Annotated in this window: 27 protein-coding genes; 22 read left to right on the top strand and 5 right to left on the bottom strand. The window is 55.2% G+C overall.

Features of this window, described 5'->3' with window-relative positions; genetic code table 11:
- The first annotated feature begins 5 nt into the window (after nt 1-5).
- The 12 genes from ACLTX1_RS02430 (at nt 6) to ribF (ending at nt 11942) form a co-directional block, all read left to right on the top strand.
- Nucleotides 6-1532 (top strand): DUF4340 domain-containing protein, encoded by a 1527-nt coding sequence (locus ACLTX1_RS02430; protein WP_412330407.1) that lies wholly within the window; start codon nt 6-8, stop codon nt 1530-1532.
- 326 nt (nt 1533-1858) lie between these two features.
- Nucleotides 1859-2341, top strand: a complete 483-nt coding sequence (gene rimP / locus ACLTX1_RS02435) for a ribosome maturation factor RimP (protein WP_176819607.1) — start codon at nt 1859-1861, stop codon at nt 2339-2341.
- Nucleotides 2342-2410: 69 nt separating this feature from the next.
- A complete protein-coding gene (gene nusA / locus ACLTX1_RS02440) occupies nt 2411-3508 on the top strand; it encodes a transcription termination factor NusA (protein ID WP_176819606.1) in 1098 nt (365 codons plus the stop codon).
- A 44-nt stretch (nt 3509-3552) separates the two neighbouring features.
- Nucleotides 3553-3879: an RNase P modulator RnpM gene (rnpM, locus tag ACLTX1_RS02445; protein ID WP_308449459.1), complete on the top strand. Its 327-nt coding sequence runs from the start codon at nt 3553-3555 to the stop codon at nt 3877-3879.
- Nucleotides 3876-4199, top strand: coding sequence for a L7Ae/L30e/S12e/Gadd45 family ribosomal protein (locus ACLTX1_RS02450; protein WP_395506951.1), 324 nt, complete (start codon nt 3876-3878; stop codon nt 4197-4199). The genes rnpM and ACLTX1_RS02450 overlap by 4 nt, the downstream gene beginning before the upstream one ends.
- Nucleotides 4196-6616 carry a translation initiation factor IF-2 gene (infB, locus tag ACLTX1_RS02455; protein WP_412330408.1) on the top strand — a complete coding sequence of 807 codons (2421 nt, stop codon included), beginning with the start codon at nt 4196-4198 and terminating at the stop codon, nt 6614-6616. Before ACLTX1_RS02450 ends, infB begins: the two co-directional genes overlap by 4 nt.
- 60 nt (nt 6617-6676) lie before the next feature.
- Nucleotides 6677-7822, top strand: a complete 1146-nt coding sequence (locus ACLTX1_RS02460) for a M20/M25/M40 family metallo-hydrolase (protein WP_308449456.1) — start codon at nt 6677-6679, stop codon at nt 7820-7822.
- A 3-nt stretch (nt 7823-7825) separates the two neighbouring features.
- Nucleotides 7826-8179, top strand: a complete 354-nt coding sequence (gene rbfA / locus ACLTX1_RS02465; protein ID WP_176819602.1) for a 30S ribosome-binding factor RbfA — start codon at nt 7826-7828, stop codon at nt 8177-8179.
- 70 nt (nt 8180-8249) lie between these two features.
- Nucleotides 8250-9206 carry a DHH family phosphoesterase gene (locus ACLTX1_RS02470; RefSeq protein ID WP_308449455.1) on the top strand — a complete coding sequence of 319 codons (957 nt, stop codon included), beginning with the start codon at nt 8250-8252 and terminating at the stop codon, nt 9204-9206.
- Between the two features lie 46 nt (nt 9207-9252).
- Nucleotides 9253-10086 carry a SagB/ThcOx family dehydrogenase gene (locus ACLTX1_RS02475; RefSeq protein WP_308449454.1) on the top strand — a complete coding sequence of 278 codons (834 nt, stop codon included), beginning with the start codon at nt 9253-9255 and terminating at the stop codon, nt 10084-10086.
- A 12-nt stretch (nt 10087-10098) separates the two neighbouring features.
- On the top strand, nt 10099-11004 hold the full coding sequence (gene truB / locus ACLTX1_RS02480; RefSeq protein WP_308449453.1) for a tRNA pseudouridine(55) synthase TruB: 906 nt from the start codon (nt 10099-10101) through the stop codon (nt 11002-11004).
- Nucleotides 11005-11018: 14 nt separating this feature from the next.
- Nucleotides 11019-11942 (top strand): riboflavin biosynthesis protein RibF, encoded by a 924-nt coding sequence (gene ribF, locus ACLTX1_RS02485; protein WP_308449452.1) that lies wholly within the window; start codon nt 11019-11021, stop codon nt 11940-11942.
- Nucleotides 11943-11989: 47 nt separating this feature from the next.
- On the opposite strand, the gene ACLTX1_RS02490 is transcribed toward ribF, so the two are convergent.
- Nucleotides 11990-12550, bottom strand: a complete 561-nt coding sequence (locus ACLTX1_RS02490; RefSeq protein ID WP_308449451.1) for a hypothetical protein — start codon at nt 12548-12550, stop codon at nt 11990-11992.
- 65 nt (nt 12551-12615) lie between these two features.
- Here ACLTX1_RS02490 and ACLTX1_RS02495 point away from each other — a divergent pair, with 65 nt between their 5' ends.
- Complete coding sequence (locus ACLTX1_RS02495; RefSeq protein WP_308449450.1) at nt 12616-13050, top strand: hypothetical protein; 435 nt, start codon at nt 12616-12618, stop codon at nt 13048-13050.
- Nucleotides 13051-13109: 59 nt separating this feature from the next.
- On the opposite strand, the gene ACLTX1_RS02500 is transcribed toward ACLTX1_RS02495, so the two are convergent.
- Nucleotides 13110-13964, bottom strand: coding sequence for a DegV family protein (locus ACLTX1_RS02500; protein WP_176819596.1), 855 nt, complete (start codon nt 13962-13964; stop codon nt 13110-13112).
- 426 nt (nt 13965-14390) lie between these two features.
- On the opposite strand from ACLTX1_RS02500, the gene rpsO reads away from it, so the two are divergent.
- The 5 genes from rpsO (at nt 14391) to ACLTX1_RS02525 (ending at nt 20161) form a co-directional block, all read left to right on the top strand.
- Nucleotides 14391-14654, top strand: a complete 264-nt coding sequence (rpsO, locus tag ACLTX1_RS02505) for a 30S ribosomal protein S15 (protein ID WP_176819595.1) — start codon at nt 14391-14393, stop codon at nt 14652-14654.
- A gap of 189 nt (nt 14655-14843) precedes the next feature.
- Nucleotides 14844-17042 (top strand): polyribonucleotide nucleotidyltransferase, encoded by a 2199-nt coding sequence (locus ACLTX1_RS02510; protein ID WP_308449449.1) that lies wholly within the window; start codon nt 14844-14846, stop codon nt 17040-17042.
- A 68-nt stretch (nt 17043-17110) separates the two neighbouring features.
- A complete protein-coding gene (locus ACLTX1_RS02515) occupies nt 17111-17995 on the top strand; it encodes an MBL fold metallo-hydrolase (RefSeq protein WP_412266660.1) in 885 nt (294 codons plus the stop codon).
- A 111-nt stretch (nt 17996-18106) separates the two neighbouring features.
- The gene (proB, locus tag ACLTX1_RS02520; protein WP_316687368.1) at nt 18107-18895 is read left to right on the top strand and encodes a glutamate 5-kinase; all 789 of its coding nucleotides are present in this window, start codon (nt 18107-18109) and stop codon (nt 18893-18895) included.
- Nucleotides 18896-18919: 24 nt separating this feature from the next.
- A complete protein-coding gene (locus tag ACLTX1_RS02525; RefSeq protein WP_412330409.1) occupies nt 18920-20161 on the top strand; it encodes a glutamate-5-semialdehyde dehydrogenase in 1242 nt (413 codons plus the stop codon).
- On the opposite strand, the gene ACLTX1_RS02530 is transcribed toward ACLTX1_RS02525, so the two are convergent.
- From ACLTX1_RS02530 to ACLTX1_RS02540, 3 genes are read right to left on the bottom strand one after another with little or no spacing between them, the layout of a single operon-like run.
- Nucleotides 20154-20465, bottom strand: coding sequence for a hypothetical protein (locus tag ACLTX1_RS02530; protein WP_412330410.1), 312 nt, complete (start codon nt 20463-20465; stop codon nt 20154-20156). The genes ACLTX1_RS02525 and ACLTX1_RS02530 overlap by 8 nt on opposite strands.
- A 15-nt stretch (nt 20466-20480) precedes the next feature.
- Nucleotides 20481-20873: a hypothetical protein gene (locus ACLTX1_RS02535; protein WP_412330411.1), complete on the bottom strand. Its 393-nt coding sequence runs from the start codon at nt 20871-20873 to the stop codon at nt 20481-20483.
- A 17-nt stretch (nt 20874-20890) separates the two neighbouring features.
- A complete protein-coding gene (locus tag ACLTX1_RS02540) occupies nt 20891-21127 on the bottom strand; it encodes a hypothetical protein (protein WP_176819588.1) in 237 nt (78 codons plus the stop codon).
- Nucleotides 21128-21226: 99 nt separating this feature from the next.
- On the opposite strand from ACLTX1_RS02540, the gene ACLTX1_RS02545 reads away from it, so the two are divergent.
- From ACLTX1_RS02545 to ACLTX1_RS02560, 4 genes are all read left to right on the top strand, one after another.
- Nucleotides 21227-21697 carry a YfcE family phosphodiesterase gene (locus tag ACLTX1_RS02545; RefSeq protein WP_412330412.1) on the top strand — a complete coding sequence of 157 codons (471 nt, stop codon included), beginning with the start codon at nt 21227-21229 and terminating at the stop codon, nt 21695-21697.
- A 149-nt stretch (nt 21698-21846) separates the two neighbouring features.
- Nucleotides 21847-23550 (top strand): phospho-sugar mutase, encoded by a 1704-nt coding sequence (locus ACLTX1_RS02550; RefSeq protein WP_176819586.1) that lies wholly within the window; start codon nt 21847-21849, stop codon nt 23548-23550.
- 324 nt (nt 23551-23874) lie between these two features.
- A complete protein-coding gene (gene recA, locus ACLTX1_RS02555) occupies nt 23875-25047 on the top strand; it encodes a recombinase RecA (protein WP_412330413.1) in 1173 nt (390 codons plus the stop codon).
- Entirely contained in the window at nt 25047-25658 is a 612-nt protein-coding gene (locus tag ACLTX1_RS02560; RefSeq protein ID WP_176819584.1) for a regulatory protein RecX, read from the top strand. The genes recA and ACLTX1_RS02560 overlap by 1 nt, the downstream gene beginning before the upstream one ends.
- Nucleotides 25659-25773 lie beyond the last annotated feature (115 nt).

The following is a 25773-nucleotide window of genomic DNA, read 5'->3' on the forward strand; positions in this document are numbered from 1 at the left end:
TTTCCATGAAGAAAACCACAAAATACATTATCATCACGCTCGTTGTGCTCATCGTGCTGGGCGCGGCTGCCGCAGCGCTGATCCTCACGTCTCCGAAGGACAGTGAAGACGACGCAAACAGTTCCAGCACCGTTTCCGAGAGCACGGAGCCCGCACTGATCGATAAGACCGCCGAAGACGTGAAGAACATCGGCATTGAAGACCTCGCCGCGGACGACAGCTATACGATCATCCCGACGGAAACGACCACCTCGAGCGGCGACACCGAGCAGACGTTCACCATTGAAGGCTGGGACGACCTTGATGTGCTCTACTCGAACGTAAAGAGCCTTGCAGACCGCCTATACTCCATCACGCCGACGAAGAAGGTCGGTGAGGTAGAGGACCTCTCCGAGTACGGTCTCGGCAGCGGCGAAGGCTACAAGATCACCATGAACTACACGGACGGCACGTCCCAGACGTTCACCATCGGCAATAAAGCCGGTGAATCCTCCGGCTCTTACATGCTGTATGAGGACGAAGTGTACATCGTGCCCGTTTCCACGTATTTGAAGCAGTCTAAGTACGACTTCCTCAATAAGTCTCTCATCGCAATTCCGACGCCGACCATCACCGCGACGGACGGTACCGAGACGGACAGCACAAGCGAAATCAACAGCCTGCACCTTTCCGGCCAGAACTATCCGGAAGAAATTCAGTTCGGCCTTTCCGATGACGAAGTGCTCGCGTACGACATTACAGAGCCGATCTACGCCGGCATGAACTCCGGCAAGATCGACGACTTTGTGAAGCAGCTGCAAAACGTGACGGCTGCCGGTGTCCTCGCCGTACACGCTACGGAAGAAGACATCGCAAAGTACGGTCTGGATAACCCGGTCGCTGTGTGCGATTACACGATGAACGATGAGCACCATGTCATTAAGCTCGGCGATAAGACCGGCGACCTGTACAGCATGATGGTGGACGACGACACAACGATCTACACCATCACGGACAGCGCCGTGACCTCTTGGGTGAATATTGAAGTGTATTCCCTGCGCGACGGCTTTGTGCGCCTGCCGTACATCAAGAGCGTTTCCCGCGTGACCCTCACCTCGTCCACCGGTACGGATGTCTACGACGTAACCCGCATCGAGAACGAGGAGAAATCCACCGAGACGAACACATTCTACGATTTGGAAGTCTCGAAGGACGGCAAGGAAATCAACTACGATTACTACCAGCCGTTCTACCAGATGTTGCTCGCCATCTCCGTTTTGAACGAGGACATTCAGGAGCCGCAGGGCGACCCGATCCTCACAATCAAGTATGATTTCTTCGACGGCAGAAAGAGCGAGGAGATTAAGTTCTACGCAGATCCGGCATCCGAACGCCGCGCCGTTGCCACACTGAACGATCAGCCGACCGGCTCCGTGCGCATGAGCGATATCCAGAAGGTTCTGGAAGCAAAGGAAGTCATCGCGCAGAATAAGCCCGTAAAGGGCGATGAGGAAGAGAGCACGACCTCCGAGCTTGAATCCGCAGCGGAATAAAATAAGCACAAACGACGGACGTGACCGCAAAAAGGCGGCGCGTCCGTTTTTTGTGTTTTTCGGGAAATAAAGCGCACGGACGTTGTTTTGCGCGGCAGGGGCATACAGCCTGTGAAAAATGCCGTGCCAAAACGTAAAAACACACCCGTATTTGTGCGGAAAACTTTGTTTTTCTCCTTGCAAAAAAAGCGGCGCTGTGGTATAATCTTTACGGTAAGATAGTAGGATGATGAAAGAGTGGGGCGACCCGCTCTTTTGTTTGTATTAGGGTGTATATCCCAAACAGACACAGCCGCCGAAAAGCGGGCGGAGAAAGGAAGCTGCGTATGGCAGAGAAAAAGAAAGGCAGCACCACGGAGATCGTGCGCGCGCTGGCAGAGCCGCTCGCAAAGGAGCTTGGGCTCATAATCTGGGACGTTACGTTCACGAAAGAGGGCGCGGATTGGTATCTGCGCATTTTTATTGACAAGGAAGGCGGCGTAGGCATCGACGACTGCGTAGACCTCACCCGCGCCATCAATCCCGTGCTGGACAGCGAAGACCCCATTCCGCAGGAATATACCTTGGAGGTCTCCTCGCCCGGCATCAACCGCAAGCTCACCCGCCCGGAGCACTTTGAGGCTTTCCTTGAAGCGCCGGTGCGCGTAAAGCTCATTCGCCCGCTTGAAAACGGCGTGCGCGAGCTTGAGGGCATTCTCATCGACGTTGCCGAAAACGGCGACTTTGAGGTCATCACCGAGGAAGACACCACGGTCACGTTCACCAGAAAAGAATGTGCCAGCGTCAACCTCATCGAAGATTATGACTGATCCGGGAAGGCTCCCGTTTATAATACAAAAATTTGAAAGAATAATACCGGAAGGCAGGTAATTTGAAAAATGGCAAGAAAAGCAGCGCAGAAAAAAGAAGTGAACAATGACGGCAAGGAGCTGTTTGAGGCTCTGAAGCTCCTTGAAGCGGAAAAAGGCATCCCGGTCGATTTCATGATCGATAAGATTAAGAAGGCCATTGCCACCGCCTGCAAGAACAGCTACGGCAACGAGGACGTTGTCATCGACATGGATCCGGAAAGCGGCAAGTTTGACGTGTTCCTGCGCAAGGAGATTGTAGAAGAAGTGGAAAACCCGAACCGCGAGATTGCACTTGAGATCGTCAAGCAGTACGACCCGCGCGCGGAGATCGGCGGTTTTGTGCGCCACCGTCTCGATACAAAACAGTTTGGCCGTGTGGCAGCGCAGACCGCAAGAAACATCATCCGTCAGGGCATCCGTGACAGCGAGCGCGACCAGATGATGCAGGAATTCAAGGGTCGCCATCAAGAGCTTGTCAGCGCCCTTGTAGAGCGCGTAGACCCGAAGACCGGTGCGCTGTCCCTGAAGATCGGCAAGGCAGAAGCCATTTTGCCGAAGGGAGAGCAGGTCGGCACCGAAAACGTCAAGGAAGGCGACCACGTACAGGTCTACGTTGTAGACGTTAAGGAGACCGAAAAGGGCCCGAAGGCCATCATCTCCCGCACGCACCCGGATCTTATCCGCCGCCTGTTTGAAAAGGAAGTGCCGGAAATTTTCGACGGCACCGTAGAAATCAAAGCCGTTGCCCGCGAGGCCGGCTCCAGAACGAAGATCGCCGTTATGTCCCATAACCCGGACGTAGACGCTGTGGGTGCCTGCATCGGTACACGCGGCACGCGTGTTTCCGACATCGTCAACGAGCTTGGCGGCGAGAAGATGGACATTGTCGACTACAGTGAAGACCCGGCAAAGTTCATTGCAGCAGCGCTTGCACCGGCGACCGTGCTTTCCGTTGAAACGGCAGAGGACGGTTCCCACGTTTGCAAGGTTACCGTGCCGGACAGCCAGCTTTCCCTCGCCATCGGCAACAAGGGCCAGAACGCCCGCCTTGCGGCCAAGCTGACCGGCTGGAAGATCGACATTAAGCCGGAAAGCGGCTTCTTCGGCGAAGAAGAGGAAGCGTAAGCTCTTTTGAAACTTGCATCTCGCAGAAAGGAACGTGATACAGCGTGAAACAAAAGAAAATACCGCTCCGTATGTGTGCGGGATGCGGTGAAATGAAGCCGAAAAAGGAACTGGTGCGCGTGGTGCGCGCCCCCGTTAAGGAAGATGAGAACGGTGTGCAGACAGGCGGCGAGGTCTCTTTGGACCTTACAGGCCGCAAGCCCGGCCGCGGCGCGTACGTTTGCAGGGACCCCGAGTGTCTGAAAAAGGCACAGAAGGCGCGGCGCTTTGAACGCGCGTTCTCCTGCAAAATTGAAGACGCCGTGTATGACGCCATGTATCAGGAGCTGTGTACAGATGTGAAAGGAAAGGCGGGCGAGGCGCAAAAATGAACAGAGCACTGTCCGCTTTGGGCCTTGCAAGACGTGCGGGAAAGCTCAACTGGGGCTTTGATACCGCCGTGGAAGCCATGCGCAGCGGCGCGTGCGGCGTTGTGATTCTTGCCGCAGACCTTTCGGACAAAACGAAGAAGAACGTGCGCTTTGAAGCGGAAAAGTATCATGTATCCGTTTTGGAGCCTGCGTTTAACATGGAAGAAATTTCCGCAGCCATCGGCAAAAAGGCCGGTGTGCTTGCCGTGTGTGACCGCGGATTTGCGGAAAAACTGAAGCAGCTCATCGCAGACGGAGAAAGAGAGGAAATGCGTATATGATGATTAAATACAGAGTGCATGATGTGGCAAAGGATCTGGATGTGCCGAACAAAGAAGTGCTGGATATCCTCGGCAAGTACGTAAAAGAGCCGAAAAAGCACATGACGGCGTTAGAAGAAAACGAGCTCGATATCGTTTTTGACCGCTTCACGCAGGATCATGCCGCACAGAACTTTGACGCGTACTTTGCAACGCGCAATGCGGCAAAGACCGAAGAGAAGCCGGCCGAGAAAACAGCGGAAAAACCGAGCGAAAAAACCGCTAAGAACACGCAGGAGCCGAAGAAGCAGAACGTGAATAGCAATAATAATCGCAACAAAAATAACGATCGCCGCAACAATAACGGCAATAACAGAAACCAGAACGCGCAGCAGAATAAGCCGCAGCGTCCTGCGCAGAACAACCAGCCGAGCAACAACACTCCGGCACAGGAGTCCGCAAGCGAAGCTCCGCGCCGCCGCGTGGTCGATACCAGAACGGTCAACGTCAACATCGACAAGTACAACGAAAAGTACGACCGTCTGGCGTACGACAAGGTGAAAAACGACACCGTTGCCGCAAAACAGAAGATCAACCAGAAGAGCCAGCGCCGCGGCAAGCCGCGCAGCGCAAAGCGCGAGACGGAAGCAGAAAGACTCAACCGCATCGCGGCGGAACGCAAGGCAAAGGCCATCACCATCACCGTGCCGGATGAGATTACCGTCGGCGAGTTTGCTCTCCGCCTGAAGGCAACGAGCGCCGAAGTCATCAAGAAGCTCATGGCAAACGGCGTTTTCGCTACCATCAACGACACCATCGATTTTGATACCGCCGTACTCATTGCCGATGAGTTCCACGCAAAGGTCGAAAAAGAGGTCGTCGTCACCATCGAAGACCGCATCATCGACGACAGCGAAGACGACGATGCAAACCTTGTGCCGCGCGCACCGGTCGTCGTTGTCATGGGCCACGTTGACCACGGCAAGACCTCCATTCTGGACGCCATCCGCCACGCAAACGTTACCGCGGGCGAAGCCGGCGGCATCACGCAGCACATCGGCGCATACCGCGTCAATATCGACGGCAAGGACATTACGTTCCTTGATACGCCGGGTCACGCCGCCTTCACCACCATGCGTGCAAGAGGCGCCATGGTTACGGATATCGCCGTGCTGGTCGTCGCAGCCGATGACGGCATCATGCCGCAGACGGTAGAAGCCATCAACCACGCTAAGGCAGCGGGCGTTTCCATCATCGTTGCCATCAACAAAATGGATAAACCGGCCGCAAACCCGGATCTCGTCAAGCAGCAGCTCACCGAATACGAGCTCGTGCCGGAAGAGTGGGGCGGCGACGTGCCGTGCATCCCGGTTTCCGCACACACCAAAATGGGTATCGATGATCTCCTTGAAATGATTCTGCTCGTTGCGGAAATGAAGGAGCTCAAGGCGAACCCGGACCGTGCCGCAAAGGGCACCGTCATTGAGGCGCGCCTCGATAAGGGTCGTGGCCCGGTTGCGACCGTCCTCGTGCAGAACGGTACGCTGCATACCGGCGACATCGTGGTCGCAGGTACCACGGTCGGCCGTATTCGCGCCATGATGAACGAGCGTGGCGAGCGCGTAAAGAGCGCAGGCCCGTCCGTGCCGGTTGAGGTCACGGGTCTCAACGAAGTGCCGGTCGGCGGCGATACGTTCAACGCCGTTTCCGACGAGCGTCTGGCACGTGAGCTCGTTGAGCAGCGTCTTACCGAGCAGAAGGAAGAGATGTTCAACTCCCAGACGAAGGTTACGCTGGATAACCTCTTCGAGCAGATGAAGGAAGGCGAGATGAAGGAACTCAAGGTCATCGTCAAGGCCGACGTGCAGGGCTCTGTTGAAGCTGTCCGTCAGTCCCTCGAGAAGCTCTCCAACGACGAAGTGCGCGTGCATGTCATCCACGGCGCGGTCGGTGCAATCAGCGAAAGCGACGTCATGTTGGCAAACGCCTCGAACGCCATCATCGTCGGCTTCAATGTCCGCCCGGACCCGGTCGCGGAAGAGAACGCAAAGCGCGACGGTGTCGATATGCGCCTCTACCGTATCATCTACGACTGCATCGAAGAGATCGAATCCGCTATGAAGGGCATGCTCGCACCGAAGTACCGCGAAGTGTTCCTCGGCAAGGCAGAGTGCCGCGAGGTCTACAAGATCACGAACGTCGGCATGGTCATCGGCGGTCACGTCACCTCCGGTAAGATCGTGCGCGGCGCGCAGGTGCGCCTTGTGCGTGACGGCATCATCGTTGCCGATGATAAGATTGCTTCCCTGCGCCGCTTCAAGGACGACGTGAAGGAAGTGCAGGACGGCTACGACTGCGGCATCACGCTGGAGCGCTTCAGCGACATCAAGCTGGGCGACATCCTCGAAGCCTACGAAATGGAAGAGTACAGAGACTAAAAGTCGGTTCAGCCGCGTCCCCATCGCGGGACGCGGCTTTGCTTTAGAAAGGCATTCCCTATGAATTTGAACGAATACGTTCTCGCGAATCACCAAACGGCGCTGGAGCTGCTGCGCACGCTGTGCTTGATCCCGTCGCCGAGCCACCACGAAGAAAAGCGTGCCGCATTCTGCAAAGCATGGCTTATGGATCATGGCGCGGAAAACGCTTTTATCGATGAAGCGAAAAACGTCATTTACGAATATAACGCCGAAAACGATGTGCCCGTCGCAATTTTCATGGCGCATATCGACACGGTTTTCCCGGAGTCTGTGCCCCTTGAACTGACCGAAAAGGACGGCAAGTGGTTCTGCCCCGCTGTGGGTGACGACACCGCGAACGTCGCTTTGCTTATGCTCATGGCGGCTTATGTCGCAAACGAAAAGCCGAAAACGAACGGCGGCATTGTATTTGTCATGAACTCGTGCGAGGAGGGTCTCGGTAACTTAAAAGGCAGCCGCGCTTTAAACGCACGGTACGGCAAGCGCATAGAGCAGGTCATTTCATTTGACGGCTACCTTGACGGCATCGTCGGCATGGCGGTCGGCTCTCTGCGCTACAAGGTCACAGTGAAGACCACGGGCGGTCACTCGTTTGCCGATTTCGGAAACGTAAACGCCATTGAGCGCCTTTCTGCCATCATCACGGAGCTCTATCAATACAAAATTCCCGCAGGCAGCGCGAAAACGACATTCAACGTCGGTACGATCTCGGGCGGCACGACCGTCAACAGCATCGCGGCACAGGCGGAAATGCTGTACGAAATGCGCTCGGACGATTACGCGTGCCTTATGGATGCCAAGGCATATTTTGAGAAAATACTGGAAGAATTTAAAGCAGAGGGCGTAGACGTCACGGCAGAGTTGCTCGGCGAGCGCCCTTGCGGCAACAAAGAAAATCACGACCCGCGTCAGACCGCACTTTTAACACAGTGCGCGGATGCGGTGGAAAACCATTTCGGCACGCGCCCGGGCGTGTATGCCGGCTCCACAGACTGCAACATCCCGCTTGCAAACGGCGTTCCTGCCGCGGCAATCGGCCTTTGCGTCGGTGCCGGTGAGCACACACGCGGCGAGTGGATTGAAACAGAAAGTCTGAAGGCGGGCTTTAAAGTTGCAGCGGAGCTCATTTCCGCGCGCTTCCTGCCGGAAGAGAAAGGAGAATAAACGATGCCGAGTTATAAATTGGGCAGAACCACGGAGGATATCCGCCGTGAGGTTTCCGCTATTTTAAGAGAACTCAAGGATCCGCGCGTCAGCGGCTGCATGCTGAGTGTGGTGCGTGTGGAGGTCACAAACGACCTTTCCTACTGCACAGTGTATGTCAGCGCCATGGAGGGCATGGAGACGGCGGAAAATGCCGTTAAGGGTCTTAAAAGCGCCGCGGGCTATGTACGCCGCGAGCTCGGAAACCGCTTAAAGCTGCGCCATGTGCCGGAAATGATCTTTAAGGCAACGGATTCCATTGAGTACAGCGCCAACATTTCGCGCATTCTGCACGACCTTGAAAACGAGAAAAAATAAGCTTCCCGTAAAGATTCAAAGAAAGGAGTGCTTTTGGGTGTAAATTCCGCCCGAAAGCTTGGTCACGCTTATGGCAAATCTGGAGGATGCCGCACATTTCCTGCGCGGCGCAGACAAAATTTTGATCCTCAGCCACCGCTCGCCGGACGGCGATACGCTCGGCTGCGCTTCGGCGCTCAGCCGCGCACTCATCGCGCTCGGCAAATCGGTCATGTTCCGCTGTGCAGACCCCGTGCCGCCGAAATTCACATATCTTTTTGAGGGCATCGAATACGGCGAGTTCGAGCCGGAGCATATCGTGACGGTTGATGTGGCCGATAAAACGCTGCTCGGCTCTTTGGAGCCCTACGGCGACAAAACGGATTTTGCCATCGACCACCACGCGTCCTGCCGCCCGTTTGCCAAAGAAACGTGGGTAGAAGGCACCGCAGGCGCGGCATGCGAGCTCATCGCGCGTTTGATTCCGGCGCTCGGCGCGGAGATCACGCCGAAGATCGCGGACTGCCTTTATACGGGCATTTCCACCGATACGGGCTGCTTCCGCTACCCGAACGCTTCCGCAAACACGTACCGCATCGCGGCGGACCTTTTGGAGCACGGTGCGAACGCCGCGGAGATCAACCGCCTAATGTTTGATACCAAAAGCCGCGCTGCCGTAGCGCTGCTGAAACGCCTGTACGGCAACATGGAGTTCCACTGTGACGGTAAATGCGCGGTGTTTTGCCTGACGAGTGACGTCATCGCAGAGACCGGCGCTTCCGAAGACGATCTCGACGGCGTTTCCGCCATGGTGCGCCAGGTGGAGGGGGTTCTGCTGGGCTTTACGCTGCGCGAGCGCGAAGGGGGCGTTTGGAAGGTCTCCATGCGTGCCACGAACCCCGCGGACGCGTCCGTCGTCTGCGCCAAATTCGGCGGCGGTGGGCACAAGGGTGCGGCAGGCTGCTCCCTTACGGGCGGGCTTGAAGACGTAAAAGCGCGCGTGGTAGCCGCCTGCGGCGAAGCCATCAAAGCGCTCGAAAATAAGTGAAAATCGGCAATTTAATTCAGCTGTAAATCAGATGGGAGGAGTTCACATGAAAGAATTAACACCCGAAGAAATTCGCGCCATCACAGAAAGCCGACGTGGCTTTTTAAAGCAAGATGCAAGCGACGAGCCGGAGGGCTACAAGACCGACCAGCAGAAAATGCTGCCGCAGCCGCCGCTGACGAAAGCGCCGGTGAGCGATACGCGTATCGATCTGCCGCGCGATTTTAAGCCGCTTGGCCTCGAAAAAGACCTCTTAAATGTCATTTTCAACCGCTGCTCCTCCCGCGTTTATACGGAAGAGAACCTGTCCCTTTTGGAGCTTTCGTTTTTGCTTTGGGCAACGCAGGGCGTAAAGGGTATCCGCGGCAAAAAGTATGCAACGCTGCGTACCGTGCCGTGCGGCGGCGCAAGACATCCGTTTGAAACATACCTGCTCGTGCGCCGTGTAGAGGGCTTAAAGCCCGGCAAATACCACTATCTGCCGCTCGAAAATCAGCTCGAGTATCTCGGTGAGGTGGAAAACATCGAAGACGTCATCGACAAGTCCCTGTGCGATCAGCACTGGGTGAAAAAGTCGAGCGTTGTGTTCTATTGGTCGTTCGTTCCGTACCGCACTGAGTGGCGATACGGCATTTTCAGCCACAGAGGTTCCCTTGTTGATATGGGCCACGTGGGCGAAAACCTGTATCTTGCGTGCAGTGCTTTAAATCTCGGCACCTGCGGTATCGGCGCATACGACCAGAATTTGTGCGATACGCTGTTTGATTTGGACGGCGAAGAGGAATACATCATTTATACCGAGACCGTCGGCACCATCCGCGCAGAAGACAAAGACGCGGAAAAGGACTTCTACAAATTCGTGGAAGAGGCGGGCTGGTAATACGGAGGCAGCATGGAAGGCATCATCGTTTTGGATAAACCGCAGGACTTCACGTCGTTTGACGCCGTGGCGGTCGTGCGCGGGTTGACGCGCGAAAGGCGCATCGGCCACACGGGCACATTAGACCCCATGGCAACAGGCGTTCTGCCGCTTTTGCTCGGCCGCGCTACAAAAGCCGTGTCGCTTCTGCCGGAAACCGCAAAGACCTACGAAGCGTCTTTTCGGTTTGGCGAAGCGTATACCACCGGCGACGTGACCGGCGAAGTCATCAAAACGGATGAAACCCCCGTTTTAAGAGCTGCGCTCGAAACTGCACTGGATTCTTTTCGCGGCGATATTTTACAGGTGCCGCCTATGTATTCCGCTGTCTCCGTCAACGGACAGAGATTATATAAGCTCGCGCGGCAGGGCATCGAAATAGAGCGCGAAGCGCGGCCCGTACATATTGCGGAGCTCACGCTGCTCGAATATAACGAGAATGAAAAAACCGGCAAGCTGCACGTCACGTGCTCGAAAGGCACGTATATCCGCACGCTGATCGAAGACATTGCCCAAAAATGCGGCACGGTCGGTGCCATGACGGCGCTCAGAAGAACAGCAGCGTGCGGCTTTACGCTCGCAGACGCCGTCTCGCTTGATACATTAAAGGCGATGAAAGAAAACGGGGAAAGCTTTGATGAAATTCTTCGCCCCGTGGAAAAGCTCTTTTCGATGCTCACTGCCGTGTCTGTCACACCGGCGCAGGCACAAAGATATTTAAACGGCGGTGCACTCACAATTTCGCGCTGCCGTGCACCGAAGATCGCCATGCCGGAGGGCACGCAGGTCGCGCTGTACGAAGACGGCGAGAAGTTCTTGGGACTTGCTCGCGCGGAAAACGGAGAATTCAAATACGTTAAGTCATTTTCAAAAAAATGAGAGGGAATCGGCACATGCACGTCATTCGCAATACGGAAGAAATACGAAAGTTCATCGGCGAGAAAAAAACGGCGGTCGCGCTCGGCGCGTTTGACGGCCTGCATATCGGGCACTATAAGGTCATTCGCACGGCGGTGGAAAGCGGACTCACACCCGTTGTTTTCACGTTTCGGGATAATCCTGCGGAGTACCTTACAGGCACCTGCTGCTATCTCACCACCGTTGAGGAGCGCATGCGCATTTTGGAAAGCTGGGGCGTGGAGTATGTCATCATGCCGGATTTTGCACAGGTCGCAGAGTGGCCCGCGGAGCGCTTTTCAAACCTTCTGCGCTTCGGTTTGAACGTGAAGCGCATCGCCTGTGGCGCGGATTTCCGTTTCGGTAAGTTCGCGGCGGGCGACACGGAGTGGCTGAAAAAGCTCTGCGAAGCCCACGGCGGCGAAATGCACGTCGTGCCCACAGTGGAATATAAAGGCGAGCGGGTCAGCGCCACGCGCATCCGTAAAGCGATTGAAAACGGCGAGATGGAAGACGTCACCGCCATGCTGGGCAGACCGTTCGGCTTCTGCTTTGAGGTCGTGCACGGCAACCACATCGGTCATACCATCGGCACGCCGACCATTAACCAGAATTTCCCGCCGCGCTTCGTGCTGCCGCGCTTCGGCGTGTACGCCTCCGCCGTGTATGTGGACGGCAAAACCTACTGCGGCGTGACGAATGTCGGCGTAAAGCCCACCGTCGGCTCCGACCACGCGCTTTCTGAAACCTGGATGCCTGATTTCACAGGCGGCGACCTGTACGGCAGAACACTGCGTCTGGAGCTTTTGAGCTTTGTCAGGGACGAAAAAAAGTTTCCCGATTTAGACGCGCTGAAAGCGGAGATCAGCCTGAACGAAAAAACCGCAAGAACGCTGTTTGAAGCGTTTGAAAAGAAGTAAAAAGAAGGAAGTTCTCATGTGAGAACTTCCTTCTTTTTACTGTGTAGTTAGCCTTGAATGTAGTAACACCGAAGTATATGAGTAGGTTCCAAAAAATGTTGAGTTAATGTACCACTTAATCGTATCATTTCATCTTTATACACCCTTCTTTGTCCAGAGAATCCGCTAAAATAAACCTCTCCTTGGAAAATTCCATTTCTCATTACATTTGTGCTTCCACTAAAATTTGCACCAGTAAACATGGGCTTTACAGACCAATGAAAATATGTACCATCATACCAGGTTGTAAGAATACAGCTCGGGAAAGTTTCATCAGCTAATGTAGATATATCAGAATCTTTAGAGCCGTCGATGGTTACAGTAATTTTTTCACCGGGTGACAAGACGTAAGGATTAAGTTCAGTTCCTAGTTCGTCCGCGTTTTTTGCGGAAGCATAAGGGGTGCAGAAAATCAAAGAAGAAAAGATTAAGGAAAATACTAGTAATAGTGAAATTGCCTTTTTTCTGGTTTTGAACATTAAAAACACTCCTTTAATAATATTTATTTGTGAAAGAGTTGTGTGAATTTCTTTCACCAATAATATAGCATAATATGAAATAATTGTCAATAGATATTTACTTTTTTGAAAGTATATGTTATAATTGACACATCAAAAGAAAGAGAGGTAAAAATATGCTCACCCCAATCGACATGAAAGAATGGGAAAAAACCTGCCGCGAAAAAACAGGACTCGGGTTTGAAACATTCAAAACCGTCACGCATTGCGATGCCGAAACGCTCGATGCGCTTTTGGAAGCCGCGTCGGGCAGCATAAAGGGAACCATGTATTTCGATTGGCTCATGGAGTACCTCTCTTTGGCGCAGAGCGGCAAAAACGCCGATGTAAAAACCGTCGTTGACGACATCGACGCCCTCATTGAAATGCTGGGTATCACGCCGGAAGCGTTCGAGCGGTACTGCGGCAAAACGACCGAAGACGTCAAAGCCGCGTTTCAAACGCCGCTCACCGAGCGCGAACAGCTGCTTTTCCGCATTTTAAGCCTCAAAGGCCTGCTTGGCAGCCTCCATAACCGTGCCGCAAGCATTGAAATGCTTGAACATAAATAAGAAAACCCTCGCTGTGCTTCAAACGAACACAGCGAGGGTTTTGTATGTAAACGCAAAAATCACTCAAAATATTCAAAGCAGCCGAGCGCTTTTACGCCGGAGCTGACGTGGCAGCAAATGCTGATGGGGAGTTTGTAAAGCTCAATGCTGTTGTCATCAAAATACTTGCGTATTGTCTTGCGCCACTCGAGCGCGGGCTTGATGTCGCCGGAGTACGCCGCCGCAATGTGCACCTTTTTGCCCGCAAAACGCGTTTGCAGGTCTTTTTCGAGCGCCTTCAGCATCGTTTTTTCGGCGTTTGCCATGCCGCGCACCTTCGCGTAAGCGTCCAGCTTGCCGCCCTGAATCTGCAAAACGGGCTTGAGGCCCAGCAGCGTCGCGAGCGCCGCCCCGGCCGGCGTCACACGGCCGCTCTTTTTTAAGAGCTCCAGTGTATTTACAGCAAGGTAAATGCTCGCGTTATACGCGGTGTTTTCAAGCTGCACGCAGATTTCGGCAGCGGTCAGACCCTTTTCGGCCAGCGTCAGCGCGTCCAGAACGGATTCGCGCTGCGTGATGGAAATGCGCTTGTTGTCCACAACGCATACGCGGCCGTTGTATTCCGCGGCGAGTGCCTTTGCAGTGTCGCAAGAGCCGCTCAGCGCCGAAGACATCGGAATGTGCACAACGGAATCGTGCGTCGCGAGCGCCTCCTCCCACATCGCCGTGAGGGATTCCGGCGAGGGCTGAGAGGTGGAGACCTCTGCGCCGGCTTCCAGCATTTCAAAGAAGTGCTCATACGTGCAGGTGACGCCCTCAAAATACTCCGTGCCGTCTACGATGAACGGCATGGGCAGAAGATAAACGCCCAGCTTTTTCGCTTCCTCGCGGGTGATGCCGCTGTTTGTATCGGTAACAACTGCAATTTTGCTCATTAAAAATATCCTTTCTCCGGCGGAAAAACTTCCGCGCCCATAACGCCTTTTCGCATCGTTTGTGTTCAGCCTTTCACGGGTAAACTTGCTTTTGCACGGTCGTTTCGATAATTAACTGTTTAATAGTATACGGATTTCAAAAGCTTGTCAAGATGCACAATGTCGAAAATGTACGAGTTTCGCAAAAAAGGCAGGAAGAGCTGTGAAAAAGTCGGTTTTGGGCCGGACGTTTTCGCTATTTTGCACGGAACGAAAAATCTGCGCCGCAGAGGAAAAACCGCTTGCAAACTTTGAAGAATTATGCTATACTTTCAAAGTGCCCGTCCTCGGATCAGGGACTAACCCTTTTGGGAGACATCTCCGCAGGGATAACACCGACCCAGACCTGTGAGCGCGGCAAATATTTTAGAAAAGGTGGAAAACACAATGCTGAAGAGCGAAAAGACAGAGATCATCAAGAAGTACGCACGCCATGAGGGTGACACGGGTTCCCCGGAAGTTCAGATCGCCGTTCTCACCAAGAGGATCAACGACCTCACCGAGCACCTCCGTACCAACCAGAAGGATCATCACTCCCGCCGCGGCCTGCTGAAGATGGTCGGCCAGAGAAGAAGCCTTCTCAATTACCTCATTAAGGTTGACATCGAGCGTTACAGAGCAATCATTGCAGAACTCGGTATCCGTAAGTAATTTTTTGCCTTTTTTCAGCTGCGCGCGACCCGCGCAGCTGATTTAATATCTGCACAAAATGATTCCAAGGGCTGTTTAGCAGTGAAACGGGCGCATACAGGTCGTAAAACACGTGTGCGTCGGTTTAATTGTTAAACGGTCTGCGGAGTCGGAAAATCCCGGCTTTCGGGGGGAAGGAAAATAACCTTTATGTTTGAAAATTTCAGAGTATTTGAAACGGAATTTGCCGGACGCCCGCTGAAGATCGAAACCGGTAAAATGGCACAGCTTGCAAACGGCGAGTGCCTTGTCCGTTACGGTGAGACCACCATCCACGTGGCAGCCACCGCTGCCGCAAAGCCGCGTGACGGCATCGACTTTTTCCCGCTTTCCGTTGACTTCGAGGAAAAGCTCTACTCCGTCGGCAAGATCCCGGGCTCTTTCTTAAAGCGTGAGGGTCGCCCGACCGATAAGGCGATTCTTGTCTGCCGTATGATCGACCGCCCCATCCGCCCGCTGTTCCCGAAGGACATGCGCAACGATGTTTCCATCGTCTGCACCGTCATGTCCGTTGACCCGGATTGCTCCCCGGAGATTGCCGCACTCGTCGGCACCAGCGTCGCGCTGTCCATCTCCGACATTCCGTGGGACGGCCCCATCAGCGGCGTTTCCGTCGGCCTCATCGACGGCGAGTTCATCATCAACCCGACGGCAGAGCAGAGAAAGCTCTCCCAGATGGCTGTTACCGTCGCTTCCACCGATGAGCGCATCGCAATGATCGAAGCCGGTGCAAACGAAGTGTCCGACGAGGACATGTTCAACGGCATTATGGCAGGCCATGCGGAAAACCAGAAAATCATTGAGTTCATCAAGGGTATCCAGAGGGAGATCGGCAAAGAGAAGTTCTCTTACCCGTCCAATAAGCCGGATCCGGAGATGTTCGAAGAAATCCGCGATTTCGCCATTGATGACGTGAAGGCCGCACTCGATACGGACGACAAGACCGTTCGCGACGAGAGACTCAAGCCTGTTTACGAAAAAGTGCACGAGCACTTCGACGAAATTTACCCCGATCAGGCGGCAAAGATCGACGAGTGCATGTATTTGACGCAGAAGTTCGTCGTGCGCCGTTGGCTGCTCGACGAGCAGAAGCGTGTTGACGGCAGAGGTATGGATGAGATCCGTCCGCTTGCCGCAGAAGTCGGTCTGCTGCCGCGCGTACACGGCTCCGGCATGTTCACCCGCGGCCAGACGCAGGTGCTTACCGTTGCAACGCTCGGCTCCACGCGTGACAACCAGCTTCTCGACGGCATCGACGACGAAGAGTCCAAGCGTTACATCCACCACTACAACTTCCCGTCCTACTCCGTAGGCGAGACGAAGCCCTCCAGAGGCCCGGGCAGACGTGAAGTCGGTCACGGCGCACTGGCAGAGCGCGCACTTGTGCCGGTTATCCCGCCGGTCGAGGAGTTCCCGTATACCATCCGTCTGGTTTCCGAGGTGCTTTCCTCTAACGGTTCCACGTCTCAGGGCTCCATCTGCGGCTCTACGCTGGCGTTGATGGACGCAGGTGTGCCGATTAAAGCGCCGGTCGCCGGTATTTCCTGCGGCCTCATCACCGAGGGCAGCCGCTGGATGACCATGGTCGATATTCAGGGTCTTGAGGATTTCTTCGGCGATATGGACTTTAAGGTTGCCGGTACAAAGAAGGGCATCACCGCCATTCAGATGGACCTGAAGATTCACGGTCTCACGCCGGAGATCATCAAGGAAGCGTTTGCGAAGACGCACAAAGCAAGAAATTACATTCTGGACGAAGTTATGCTGCCGGTTATCGCAGAGCCGCGTCCCGAGCTTTCCAAATATGCACCGAAGATGCTGTCCACCATTGTGCCGGTCGATAAGATCCGCGAGGTCATCGGCTCCGGCGGCAAGGTCATTCAGAAGATCTGCGCCGAGTGCGACGTTACCATCGATATCGAGGATGACGGCCACTGCTATGTTGCGGGCATAGACATTGAAAAGTGCCGCCGCGCTATGGACATCATCGATACCATCGTCAACGACCCGGAGCCGGGCTCCTATTACAGCGGCCGCGTGACGAGAATCATGGACTTCGGCGCGTTTGTGGAGATTGCCCCGGGCAAGGAAGGCCTTGTGCATATCTCTCAGCTCGACATCAAGCGCACGGAGAACGTCACGGATGTCGTCAATGTCGGCGATATCGTGAAAGTCAAGGTGCTTGAAATCGACGATAAGGGCAGACTGAACCTCTCCCGCCGCGAAGCGCTGATCGACCTTGACGGTGCCGTGCCGGAGAACGTCCTGCCGGAGAAGCAGCCGCGCCGTGAGCGCAGCGACCGCCCGCGTGGAGATCGTCCGCGCCGCGACAGAAACGACAGACACTAAGTTCGATAACGGGGGACAAGCCGAGGCTTGTCCCTTTTTGTTTTCTAAACCGGAAAGGCATGATAAACATGAAAACGAAACTTGTTTTACTCGGTACGGGAACACCGAACGCCTGCCCGTGGGCGAGCGGCCCGGCTTCCGCCGTCGTTGTCGACGGCCATGCGTACCTCGTCGATTTTGGCCCCGGCGTCGTAAGACGCGCAGCGGAAGCGTACCGCCGCGGCGAAGATGCCCTTAGACCCGATCTGCTCGATACCGCGTTCTGTACGCATTTGCATACCGACCATACCGCCGGGTTTGCGGACCTCATTTTCACCCCGTGGGTGCTGGAACGGGAAAAACCGCTGGGGGTCTTCGGCCCGAAGGGAATCCGAAATATGGCGCAGCATCTGCTCTCTGCCTATGCGGTCGATATCGATTTTCGCCTGCACGGCTTTGAGCGCGCGAACGAAAACGGCTATAAGGTGGAAGCGACGGAGATTGAACCGGGCGTTATTTACGAAGACGAGCGTGTTACCGTGGAGGCGTTCACCGTCAGCCACGGCACACTCGAAAGCTACGGCTATAAGTTCACAACAAAAGACGGGAAGACCGTTGTCATCAGCGGCGATACCGCCCCGCTCGACATCATCGCGGAAAAGGCCAAAAACTGCGATATTCTGCTGCACGAGGTCGAGTATGCCGCCGGCATTGCCGCGCGCGAACCGAAGTGGCAGAAATATCACCGCGAGGTGCATACGCTCAGCACGGACTTAGCTGAGGTTGCGAAAAAAGCGCAGCCGAAGCTGCTCGTCACCTACCACCGCATTTACCACATGAATATTCAGGATAACGCCATTGATGTCGAAGCTGAAACGCGCCGCCGCAGCGACCTCATTTTGCAGGAGATCCGCGATGCGGGCTACACGGGCAAGGTCGTAAACGGCGAAGACTTAGACGTTTTTAACGCCTGAGTTTTTGCAAAAAGGCTTTCTTTTTGCGCTGTTTCCATGTATAATGGAGCAGAAAAGAGAATAGGGAAAGGACGTTTTTGCCGCGAATTTGCGGTGAAAACAAATAAAATCATGGATTTAAATACAGTAAAAACCGTTGTGGTGAAAATCGGCACCTCAACCTTGACATACGAAAACGGCAAAATGAACCTGCGCCGCATCGATAAGCTCTGCCGCACGCTGTGCGACCTGCAAAACGGCGGCCGTCGCATCGTGCTCGTTACGTCCGGCGCCATTGGCGTGGGCATGGGCAAGCTCGGTCTGCCGGAGCGCCCGGACGACACCGCCAAAAAGCAGGCGCTTGCCGCCATCGGCCAGTGCGAGCTGATGTTTGCCTACGATAAATTCTTCGGCGAATATCATCAGAACGTCGCGCAGGTCTTGCTCACGGCAGATGTTACCTCGCAGCCCATCAGCCGCCGCAACGTGGAAAATACATTCCGTGAGCTGCTCGATATGAACGTCATTCCGATCGTCAACGAAAACGATACCGTTGCGGTCGATGAGCTCGAGGGTCGCAATTTCGGCGATAACGATACGCTTTCCGCCATCGTCGCAAGCATTATCAACGCAGACGTGCTGATGATCTTAACGGACATCGACGGCGTATACGACAAAAACCCGAAGGCCTACCCCGACGCAAAGCGTCTCAGCGTCATCGAGAAGATCGACGACGAGGTGCGTGCCATGGCGGGCGGGGCAGGCTCCGCACGCGGTACAGGCGGCATGGCGACGAAAATTCGTGCCGCAGAGATTGCAGGGCGTGCAAATATCCCGACATATATCCTCTCCGGCGAAGATCCGGAGAACCTCTACCGCATTTTCGACGGTGAGGACATCGGCACGGTGTTCATGCCGTAATTTACAGAAAGGAACACAACGCGTATGACAGAACTTCAAAAAATGGGTGCCGCAGCCCAAAAAGCCGCCGCCGTTCTGCGCACCGCAGGCGAAAAAAAGCGCACGGCATTAAACGCCGCCGCGGCTGCCCTGCGCGCGCGTCAGGCAGAAATTCTTGCCGCGAACGAAGAAGACATTAAAGCCGCAAAAGAAAACGGCATGAGCGAAGCCATGCTCGACCGCTTGGCGCTCACGCCTGCCCGCATTGAGGGCATGGCAAAGGGCGTGGAAGACGTATCCGCCCAACGCGACCCCGTGGGCCGCATTTTAAGCGGCGAAACGAACCCCAAAGGGCTTAAAGTAGAGAAGATCACGGTGCCGATGGGTGTTATCGGCATCATTTACGAAGCGCGTCCGAACGTGACGAGCGACGCGGCTGCGCTGTGCCTTATGGCGGGCAGTGCCGTCATTCTGCGCGGCGGCAAGGAAGCGTTCCGCTCCAATAATGCCATCGCCGAAGTTCTGCGCGATGCGATAGGATCCGCCGGCCTCCCGCGCGACAGCGTTCAGCTTGTACAGGATACCTCCCGCGCGTCCAGCGTGGAGCTCATGGGCATGACGGAGTACCTCGATTTGCTCATTCCGCGCGGCGGCGCAGGGCTTATCCGCGCCGTGGTGGAAAACGCCAAGGTACCGGTCATCGAGACCGGCGTCGGCAACTGCCACGTGTATGTCGACAAAGACGCAGACATCGAAATGGCGGCGAATATCATTTTCAACGCGAAAACCTCCCGTCCGTCCGTCTGCAACGCCATCGAAACGATCTTGGTGCACAAGGACATTGCCGAAGCGGCGCTGTCCGTCATCTCAAATAAGCTCAAAGAGAAAAACGTAGAGCTGCGCGGCGATAAGCGCACATGCGAACTTCTGCCCGAAGCCAAACCCGCGACCGAAGCGGACTGGGCAACGGAATACCTCGATTATATTCTGGCTGTGCGCGTCGTAGACAGCCTTGACGCGGCTATCGCGCACATTGCGCAGTATTCTACCGGCCACAGCGAGTGTATCGTCACCGAGAACCTCCGTGCGGCGGAGCGGTTCACGGCACAGGTCGATGCGGCGGCGGTCTATGTAAACGCGTCCACGCGCTTCACGGATGGCGGCGAGCTTGGGCTCGGCGCAGAGATCGGCATCTCCACGCAGAAGCTGCACGCCAGAGGCCCCATGGGCTTGAATGAGCTCGTTTCCTACAAATTCATCATCCGCGGCGACGGTCAGATCAGATAAGCAGATAAAAGAGCGCGAACAAAAGCTCCGCACTGCCGCCTTCGTTGTAAAGCAAAAGGAGGAGTGCAAGCAAAAGCGTGCGCTCCTTGTCTTTTAGCAGCGTATCGAGAGGAGAAAGAGGCCTATTCGGAGCAGCCTGAAATTCCTTCGGTATTTCAGCTGACGTTTCCGCATTTCCCGGCGTTGATTCCTCCGTTGGCTTTTCCGGCGGAGACGGCGCGTTATGCGCCGAGCGCCCCTGCATTTCCCGCGCGCGGCGCAAGGCTTCTTCCACGGCGCGTGCGTCCGGCATGTTACTCGGCATTTTACCCCGCCTTTCTCAAAGAATATTCTGTAAAACGCCGCTCTCTTTCAAAAGCGGCAAAAGGCGCAAGAGCTTCAAAATTTTCGAGGCTTCATCCAGCTTTTTCTGCCGTGCTTCGCCGAGCAAAGGGCGCAGCGCCGCAAGCAATCGCGTGGAGTCATCTTCGCGGTTTGCGCTTGCCAAAAGCGGCGCGGCGCGCAAAAGCATCGCCGTCATCGGATCGCTGTTGTTTAGAGTGTTCAGCAAATTGAGCGGCGCGGTGGCCGCCGGTTTTTGCTGCACCGGCGGCGTAGCCGGGGCAGGGGCTTGCGGCGGATTCATGCCAAGCGAGTTCATCACGCCCTGCAGCTGCGCCATGCTTTGCGGGTCGTTTAAAATGGATTGTACGGCTGCGGCCAGGTCTTCCACCGCCGCTCACCTCCTTTCTATTTTTTGCCGCCGAGAGCCTCAAATAGTTTCTGCGCGGCAGGTGTGGAAAGCAGCTTTTTCGCGGCCTCCGGGTCGCTTAAAACGCGGTTTAGCTGCGAAGCCGCCGCGTTATTTTGACCGCCCGTAATGTTCTGCAGGTCGCCGTTTTCGGCGGCGGCGCGCAGCGCTTCCGGCGTGGTGTGCAGCCGTTTCGCCGCCAAAGCCAAAAGCGATTGCATTTCACGTTCGTTCATGGTAAACCCTCCCTTTAGGGAAACTTCCGTTTACAGTTTATGCGCGGCGCGAAAAAATGAGACCTCATCTGCGTTAAATTCAAAAGAAGGAGAATTTTCATGAAACTGCTGGTTTTTTCGGATTCCCACGGCATGCCGCTCTATATGCGCGAAACGCTCGAGAAGCACAGAGACGTGGATGCCGTCATTTTCCTCGGCGACGGGCAAAACGATTTTCAAATGATGCGCGCTCTGTTCCCGAATATCGCATTTTACTCCGTGCGCGGCAACTGTGACCTCGGCTGCGCAGACATGCCGGTACGCGAAATTTTAGACCTTGACGGCGCTAAAATTTTCTGCACACACGGGCACCTTTACCATGTGAAATCAGGGCTCTATACCGTTGTGTGCGCCGCAAGGGAGGCGGGTGCGAATCTTTTGCTGTTCGGCCACACGCACGAGGCGCTCGAGACCTACGACGACGGACTGTATATCTTAAACCCCGGCTCCTGCTCGGGCTTTCGCGCGACCTGCGGACTGGTTGATATTTCGCCCGCCGGGATACTAACAAATATTTTACACATAAATTGACATGGAGCGACGCAACTTGTCATTGACATTGCACAGATAAAATGGTAATCTAATTATAGCGTGTAGGTGCGGGTCATCCGCATTTAACATAAGGCAGATACGTTTTTTCGCACTGCCGAAAATTTAAACCATGGAAGGAAGAATAGAGTATGACCGAGTATGAAAGATGGCTTAGCGTCGAACTGGACGATCCAGACTTGAAAGAAGAGCTGCTTTCCGTTAAGGATCAGCCCGAGGAGATAAACGACCGTTTTTACAGAGACCTTGCCTTCGGCACCGGCGGCCTTCGCGGTGTCATTGGCGCAGGCACGAATCGCATGAACGTCTACACGGTGCGCAAGGCGACACAGGGCCTTGCAAACTACCTGAATAAGCACAACACGGAGGGTAAGCCCCTTTCCGTTGCCATTGCACACGACAGCCGCAACAAGGGCGTGCTGTTCTCCAAAGAGTCCGCAGCGGTGCTCGCCGCAAACGGCATCAAGGCGTACCTCTACCCGCAGCTCATGCCGACCCCGGCACTGTCCTTCGCTGTGCGTCACCTGCACTGTGATGCAGGCATCTGCGTTACCGCAAGCCACAACCCGGCAAAGTACAACGGCTATAAGGCCTACGGAAACGACGGCTGTCAGGTAACGGAAGGCATGGCAGACGGCATTATGGCGGAGATCGAAGCGCTCGATATTTTCGCGGACGTGAAGAAAATCCCGTTTGAGGAGGCGCTCGCTTCCGGCAAGGCGGAATATATTGGCGAAGAGACCGTCAACGCGTTCATCGACGCGGTTTACGGCGTGAGCATCCTCGGTAAGCCGGCGGATAACCTCAAGCTCGTCTACACCCCGCTCAACGGTAGCGGCAAAATGTGCGTGCTGCGCATCCTCGACCGCATCGGCGTGAAGGATATCACCGTTGTGCCGGAGCAGAGCGAGCCGGACGGCAACTTCCCCACCTGCCCGTACCCGAATCCGGAAATCCGCGAAGCACTCCAGAAGGGCCTTGATCTCTGCAAGACCGTAAAGCCCGACCTGCTGCTCGCGACCGATCCGGACTGTGACCGCGTAGGCATCGCCGTCAACCAGCATGGCGAGTATGTGCTCATGACCGGCAACGAAGTGGGCATTCTGCTCCTGAACTTTATTGCACAGTGCAAAACGGAGCTCGGCACCATGCCGAAGGACCCGGTCGCGGTCACGACGATTGTTTCCACCGATATGGTCAACGGCATCGCGAAGGATTACGGCATTGAAATTCGCCGTACCCTCACCGGCTTCAAGTATATCGGCGACCAGATCGCTTTGCTTGAGAGCGAAGGCCACCCGGAGCGCTACCTGCTCGGCTTTGAAGAGAGCTACGGCTACCTCTCCGGCGGCTATGTGCGCGATAAGGACGCCGTGGACGGCAGCATGATCATCTGCGAAATGGCTTCCTACTACAAAGAAAAGGGCATGACGCTCGTCGATGCCATCAATGTTCTGTACGAAAAGTATGGCTACTACAAGAACGCCCTGTGCAACTTCGCGTTTGAGGGCGAAGACGGCATGAAGAAGATGAATTCCATCATGGATCATCTGCGCCACAACGCTCCGGCAGAGATTGCCGGCTTCAAGGTCGTCGGCGACAGCGACTATCAGCTTTCCGTGCGCACAGAGGGCGCGGAGAAGACGGAGATCACGCTTCCGAAGTCCAACGTGCTCGAGTATCGTCTAGAGAACGGCAGCAAGCTCATCGTCCGCCCGTCCGGCACAGAGCCGAAGATCAAAATTTACCTCTCCGGCAAGGGTAAAACTGCCGCAGAGTCCGATGAGATCATCGCAAAAATGGAGAAAGCGGCAACCGAACTGCTCGGTCTGTAATTTCTACATAAGCTAAAAAAGGGGCAGAGTTCCGGTTTTCTTCGGGGTTCTGCCCTTTTTGCGCAAAAAGATGTCTGCCGATGTCCTGTGATGTCCTCTTAACTGTCGCTTTTTCGCTCACCTCAGCAAAAAAAGAAAATATGTTCGAGAAAACCGTTGCTTTTTTTCAACGGATTTAGTATAATAGAGGCAGTAAAAAAAGAGTTTCACCTTTGGAAACCGCAGCCTTTTGAAAAAGGTTGGCAAAAACTTTAACCACGCTCGACGGAAACACAATCAATCAGGAACCATAACCCAAATTTCAAAAGAAGTGAGGATATAACCATGGCGAAGGAAAATAAAAGCCCCGTAAGCAAAAAAGCGGAGGACATCAAGCCCGAAGACAAGCGCAAAGCGCTTGAGACTGCGTTGACGCAGATTAAAAAGCAGTTCGGCGAGGGCGCTGTTATGCGTCTTGGCCAGAACAACGGCATGCACGTGGATGCGATCTCCACCGGCTCTCTTTCGCTGGACCTCGCGCTCGGTATCGGCGGTCTGCCGCGCGGCAGAATCATTGAGATCTACGGCCCGGAATCCTCCGGTAAGACCACCTTGGCGCTCCACTGCGTCGCCGAAGGCCAGAAAATGGGCGGCAACGCGGCGTTTATCGACGTGGAGCACGCGCTTGACCCGGTCTATGCGTCCGCGCTCGGCGTAGACGTGGATTCTCTGCTCGTTTCGCAGCCGGACAACGGCGAACAGGCGCTCGAGATTACCGAGGCGCTCGTGCGCTCCAACGCCATCGATGTTATCGTTGTGGACTCTGTGGCGGCGCTCGTTCCGCGCGCGGAGATCGAGGGCGAAATGGGCGACAGCCACGTCGGCTTGCAGGCGCGTTTGATGTCGCAGGCGTTAAGAAAGCTTGCCGGTGCCATCTCGAAGTCAAACTGCGTCGCCATTTTCATCAACCAGCTGCGCGAAAAAGTCGGCGTTGTCTACGGCAACCCGGAGGTCACGCCGGGCGGCCGCGCGCTGAAATTCTACTCCTCCGTGCGTCTCGATGTGCGCAAGAAGGAGGTTTTGAAGAGCGGTACCGACATCATCGGCTCCCGCACAAAGGTCAAGGTTGTGAAAAACAAGGTTGCGCCGCCGTTCCGTGAGGTCGAATTCGACATCATGTACGGGCAGGGCATCTCGAAGGTCGGCGACCTGCTTGACCTTGCCGAAAGACTCGAGATCGTGCAGAAGAGCGGCGCGTGGTTCTCGTATAACGGCACGCGTATCGGTCAGGGCCGCGACAATGCGAAGAACTTCCTGCGCGACAACCCGGATATTTTTGAGGAAATTTCCGAGCTCGTCCGTCAGAATGCGGATAAGCTCTACGCAAAGTCCATCAAGGGCGGCAGTGCGCCGAAGCCCGTTGAAAAGGCCGAGGAGGAAGAATCCCCCGAGCAGGCGGAGAACACCCGTAAGAACGTGCAGGCAGACATCGACATCACGGTCGATGACGACGAATAATGAAGATCACGGACATCGCCCCGCGCCGCCACAGGCTTTCACAGCTTTATATTGACGGCGAAGCGGCGGTGAAGGTGGACACGGAAACGCTTTTGCGCCGCGGCATTGCCATCGGCGACGAGCTCGACGACGAGGAGCTGCACGCGCTTTTGCAGGCATCCGCAAAGCACCGCGCCGAGGAAAAGGCGCTGTACCTTTTGGAGCACCGCGCCCACTCCAAAAAAGAGCTGGAAAACAAGATCACCCGCGCGGAATTTGACCGCGAGGCTGCCCGAAGCGCCGTGGAGCACATGGAAGAGCTGGGCTTACTAAATGACGAGGACTACGCCCGCCGCCTTGCAAACGAGCTTTTCACACGCAAAAAATTCGGCGCGCGCCGCGTAAAGCAGGAGCTGCGCCAAAAGGGCATTGACGATGCGCTCATCGCCGCGGTGATGGACGAGTTTTCCACAGAACGTTCGGAAACAGAGGAAAACATCCGCGCCATTTTGGAGCGAAAGTATCCCATGGCGCGCGAAGACGAAAAAGTGCGCCGCCGTGCCGTAGCCGCCTTGCAGCGCTATGGCTACGGCTTTGACGAGATCTTCTCTGTCTTAAATTCAGAAGAATGACCGTAAAACGGCGCTGCTTTGGTTGCAGGGCCGTTTTGTGCGTTGCGCGAGACGGACAGGGTGTGCAAAAAAGGCATGATTTCCGGGCGGCAAGCGTGTTTTTGCGCGTATAATT

It is taken from the genome of Hominenteromicrobium sp., from assembly GCF_046974225.1.
Taxonomy (GTDB): domain Bacteria; phylum Bacillota; class Clostridia; order Oscillospirales; family Acutalibacteraceae; genus Hominenteromicrobium; species Hominenteromicrobium mulieris.

What these genes read in the sequence shown, in the direction of transcription:
- ACLTX1_RS02430 (WP_412330407.1), top strand. Translation starts at nt 6, where the DNA reads ATGAAGAAAACCACAAAATACATTATCATCACGCTCGTTGTGCTCATC.
- rimP (WP_176819607.1), top strand. Translation starts at nt 1,859, where the DNA reads ATGGCAGAGAAAAAGAAAGGCAGCACCACGGAGATCGTGCGCGCGCTG.
- nusA (WP_176819606.1), top strand. Translation starts at nt 2,411, where the DNA reads ATGGCAAGAAAAGCAGCGCAGAAAAAAGAAGTGAACAATGACGGCAAG.
- ACLTX1_RS02450 (WP_395506951.1), top strand. Translation starts at nt 3,876, where the DNA reads ATGAACAGAGCACTGTCCGCTTTGGGCCTTGCAAGACGTGCGGGAAAG.
- infB (WP_412330408.1), top strand. Translation starts at nt 4,196, where the DNA reads ATGATGATTAAATACAGAGTGCATGATGTGGCAAAGGATCTGGATGTG.
- ACLTX1_RS02460 (WP_308449456.1), top strand. Translation starts at nt 6,677, where the DNA reads ATGAATTTGAACGAATACGTTCTCGCGAATCACCAAACGGCGCTGGAG.
- rbfA (WP_176819602.1), top strand. Translation starts at nt 7,826, where the DNA reads ATGCCGAGTTATAAATTGGGCAGAACCACGGAGGATATCCGCCGTGAG.
- ACLTX1_RS02470 (WP_308449455.1), top strand. Translation starts at nt 8,250, where the DNA reads ATGGCAAATCTGGAGGATGCCGCACATTTCCTGCGCGGCGCAGACAAA.
- ACLTX1_RS02475 (WP_308449454.1), top strand. Translation starts at nt 9,253, where the DNA reads ATGAAAGAATTAACACCCGAAGAAATTCGCGCCATCACAGAAAGCCGA.
- truB (WP_308449453.1), top strand. Translation starts at nt 10,099, where the DNA reads ATGGAAGGCATCATCGTTTTGGATAAACCGCAGGACTTCACGTCGTTT.
- ribF (WP_308449452.1), top strand. Translation starts at nt 11,019, where the DNA reads ATGCACGTCATTCGCAATACGGAAGAAATACGAAAGTTCATCGGCGAG.
- ACLTX1_RS02495 (WP_308449450.1), top strand. Translation starts at nt 12,616, where the DNA reads ATGCTCACCCCAATCGACATGAAAGAATGGGAAAAAACCTGCCGCGAA.
- ACLTX1_RS02500 (WP_176819596.1), bottom strand. Translation starts at nt 13,964, where the DNA reads ATGAGCAAAATTGCAGTTGTTACCGATACAAACAGCGGCATCACCCGC.
- rpsO (WP_176819595.1), top strand. Translation starts at nt 14,391, where the DNA reads ATGCTGAAGAGCGAAAAGACAGAGATCATCAAGAAGTACGCACGCCAT.
- ACLTX1_RS02510 (WP_308449449.1), top strand. Translation starts at nt 14,844, where the DNA reads ATGTTTGAAAATTTCAGAGTATTTGAAACGGAATTTGCCGGACGCCCG.
- ACLTX1_RS02515 (WP_412266660.1), top strand. Translation starts at nt 17,111, where the DNA reads ATGAAAACGAAACTTGTTTTACTCGGTACGGGAACACCGAACGCCTGC.
- proB (WP_316687368.1), top strand. Translation starts at nt 18,107, where the DNA reads ATGGATTTAAATACAGTAAAAACCGTTGTGGTGAAAATCGGCACCTCA.
- ACLTX1_RS02525 (WP_412330409.1), top strand. Translation starts at nt 18,920, where the DNA reads ATGACAGAACTTCAAAAAATGGGTGCCGCAGCCCAAAAAGCCGCCGCC.
- ACLTX1_RS02530 (WP_412330410.1), bottom strand. Translation starts at nt 20,465, where the DNA reads ATGCCGAGTAACATGCCGGACGCACGCGCCGTGGAAGAAGCCTTGCGC.
- ACLTX1_RS02540 (WP_176819588.1), bottom strand. Translation starts at nt 21,127, where the DNA reads ATGAACGAACGTGAAATGCAATCGCTTTTGGCTTTGGCGGCGAAACGG.
- ACLTX1_RS02545 (WP_412330412.1), top strand. Translation starts at nt 21,227, where the DNA reads ATGAAACTGCTGGTTTTTTCGGATTCCCACGGCATGCCGCTCTATATG.
- ACLTX1_RS02550 (WP_176819586.1), top strand. Translation starts at nt 21,847, where the DNA reads ATGACCGAGTATGAAAGATGGCTTAGCGTCGAACTGGACGATCCAGAC.
- recA (WP_412330413.1), top strand. Translation starts at nt 23,875, where the DNA reads ATGGCGAAGGAAAATAAAAGCCCCGTAAGCAAAAAAGCGGAGGACATC.
- ACLTX1_RS02560 (WP_176819584.1), top strand. Translation starts at nt 25,047, where the DNA reads ATGAAGATCACGGACATCGCCCCGCGCCGCCACAGGCTTTCACAGCTT.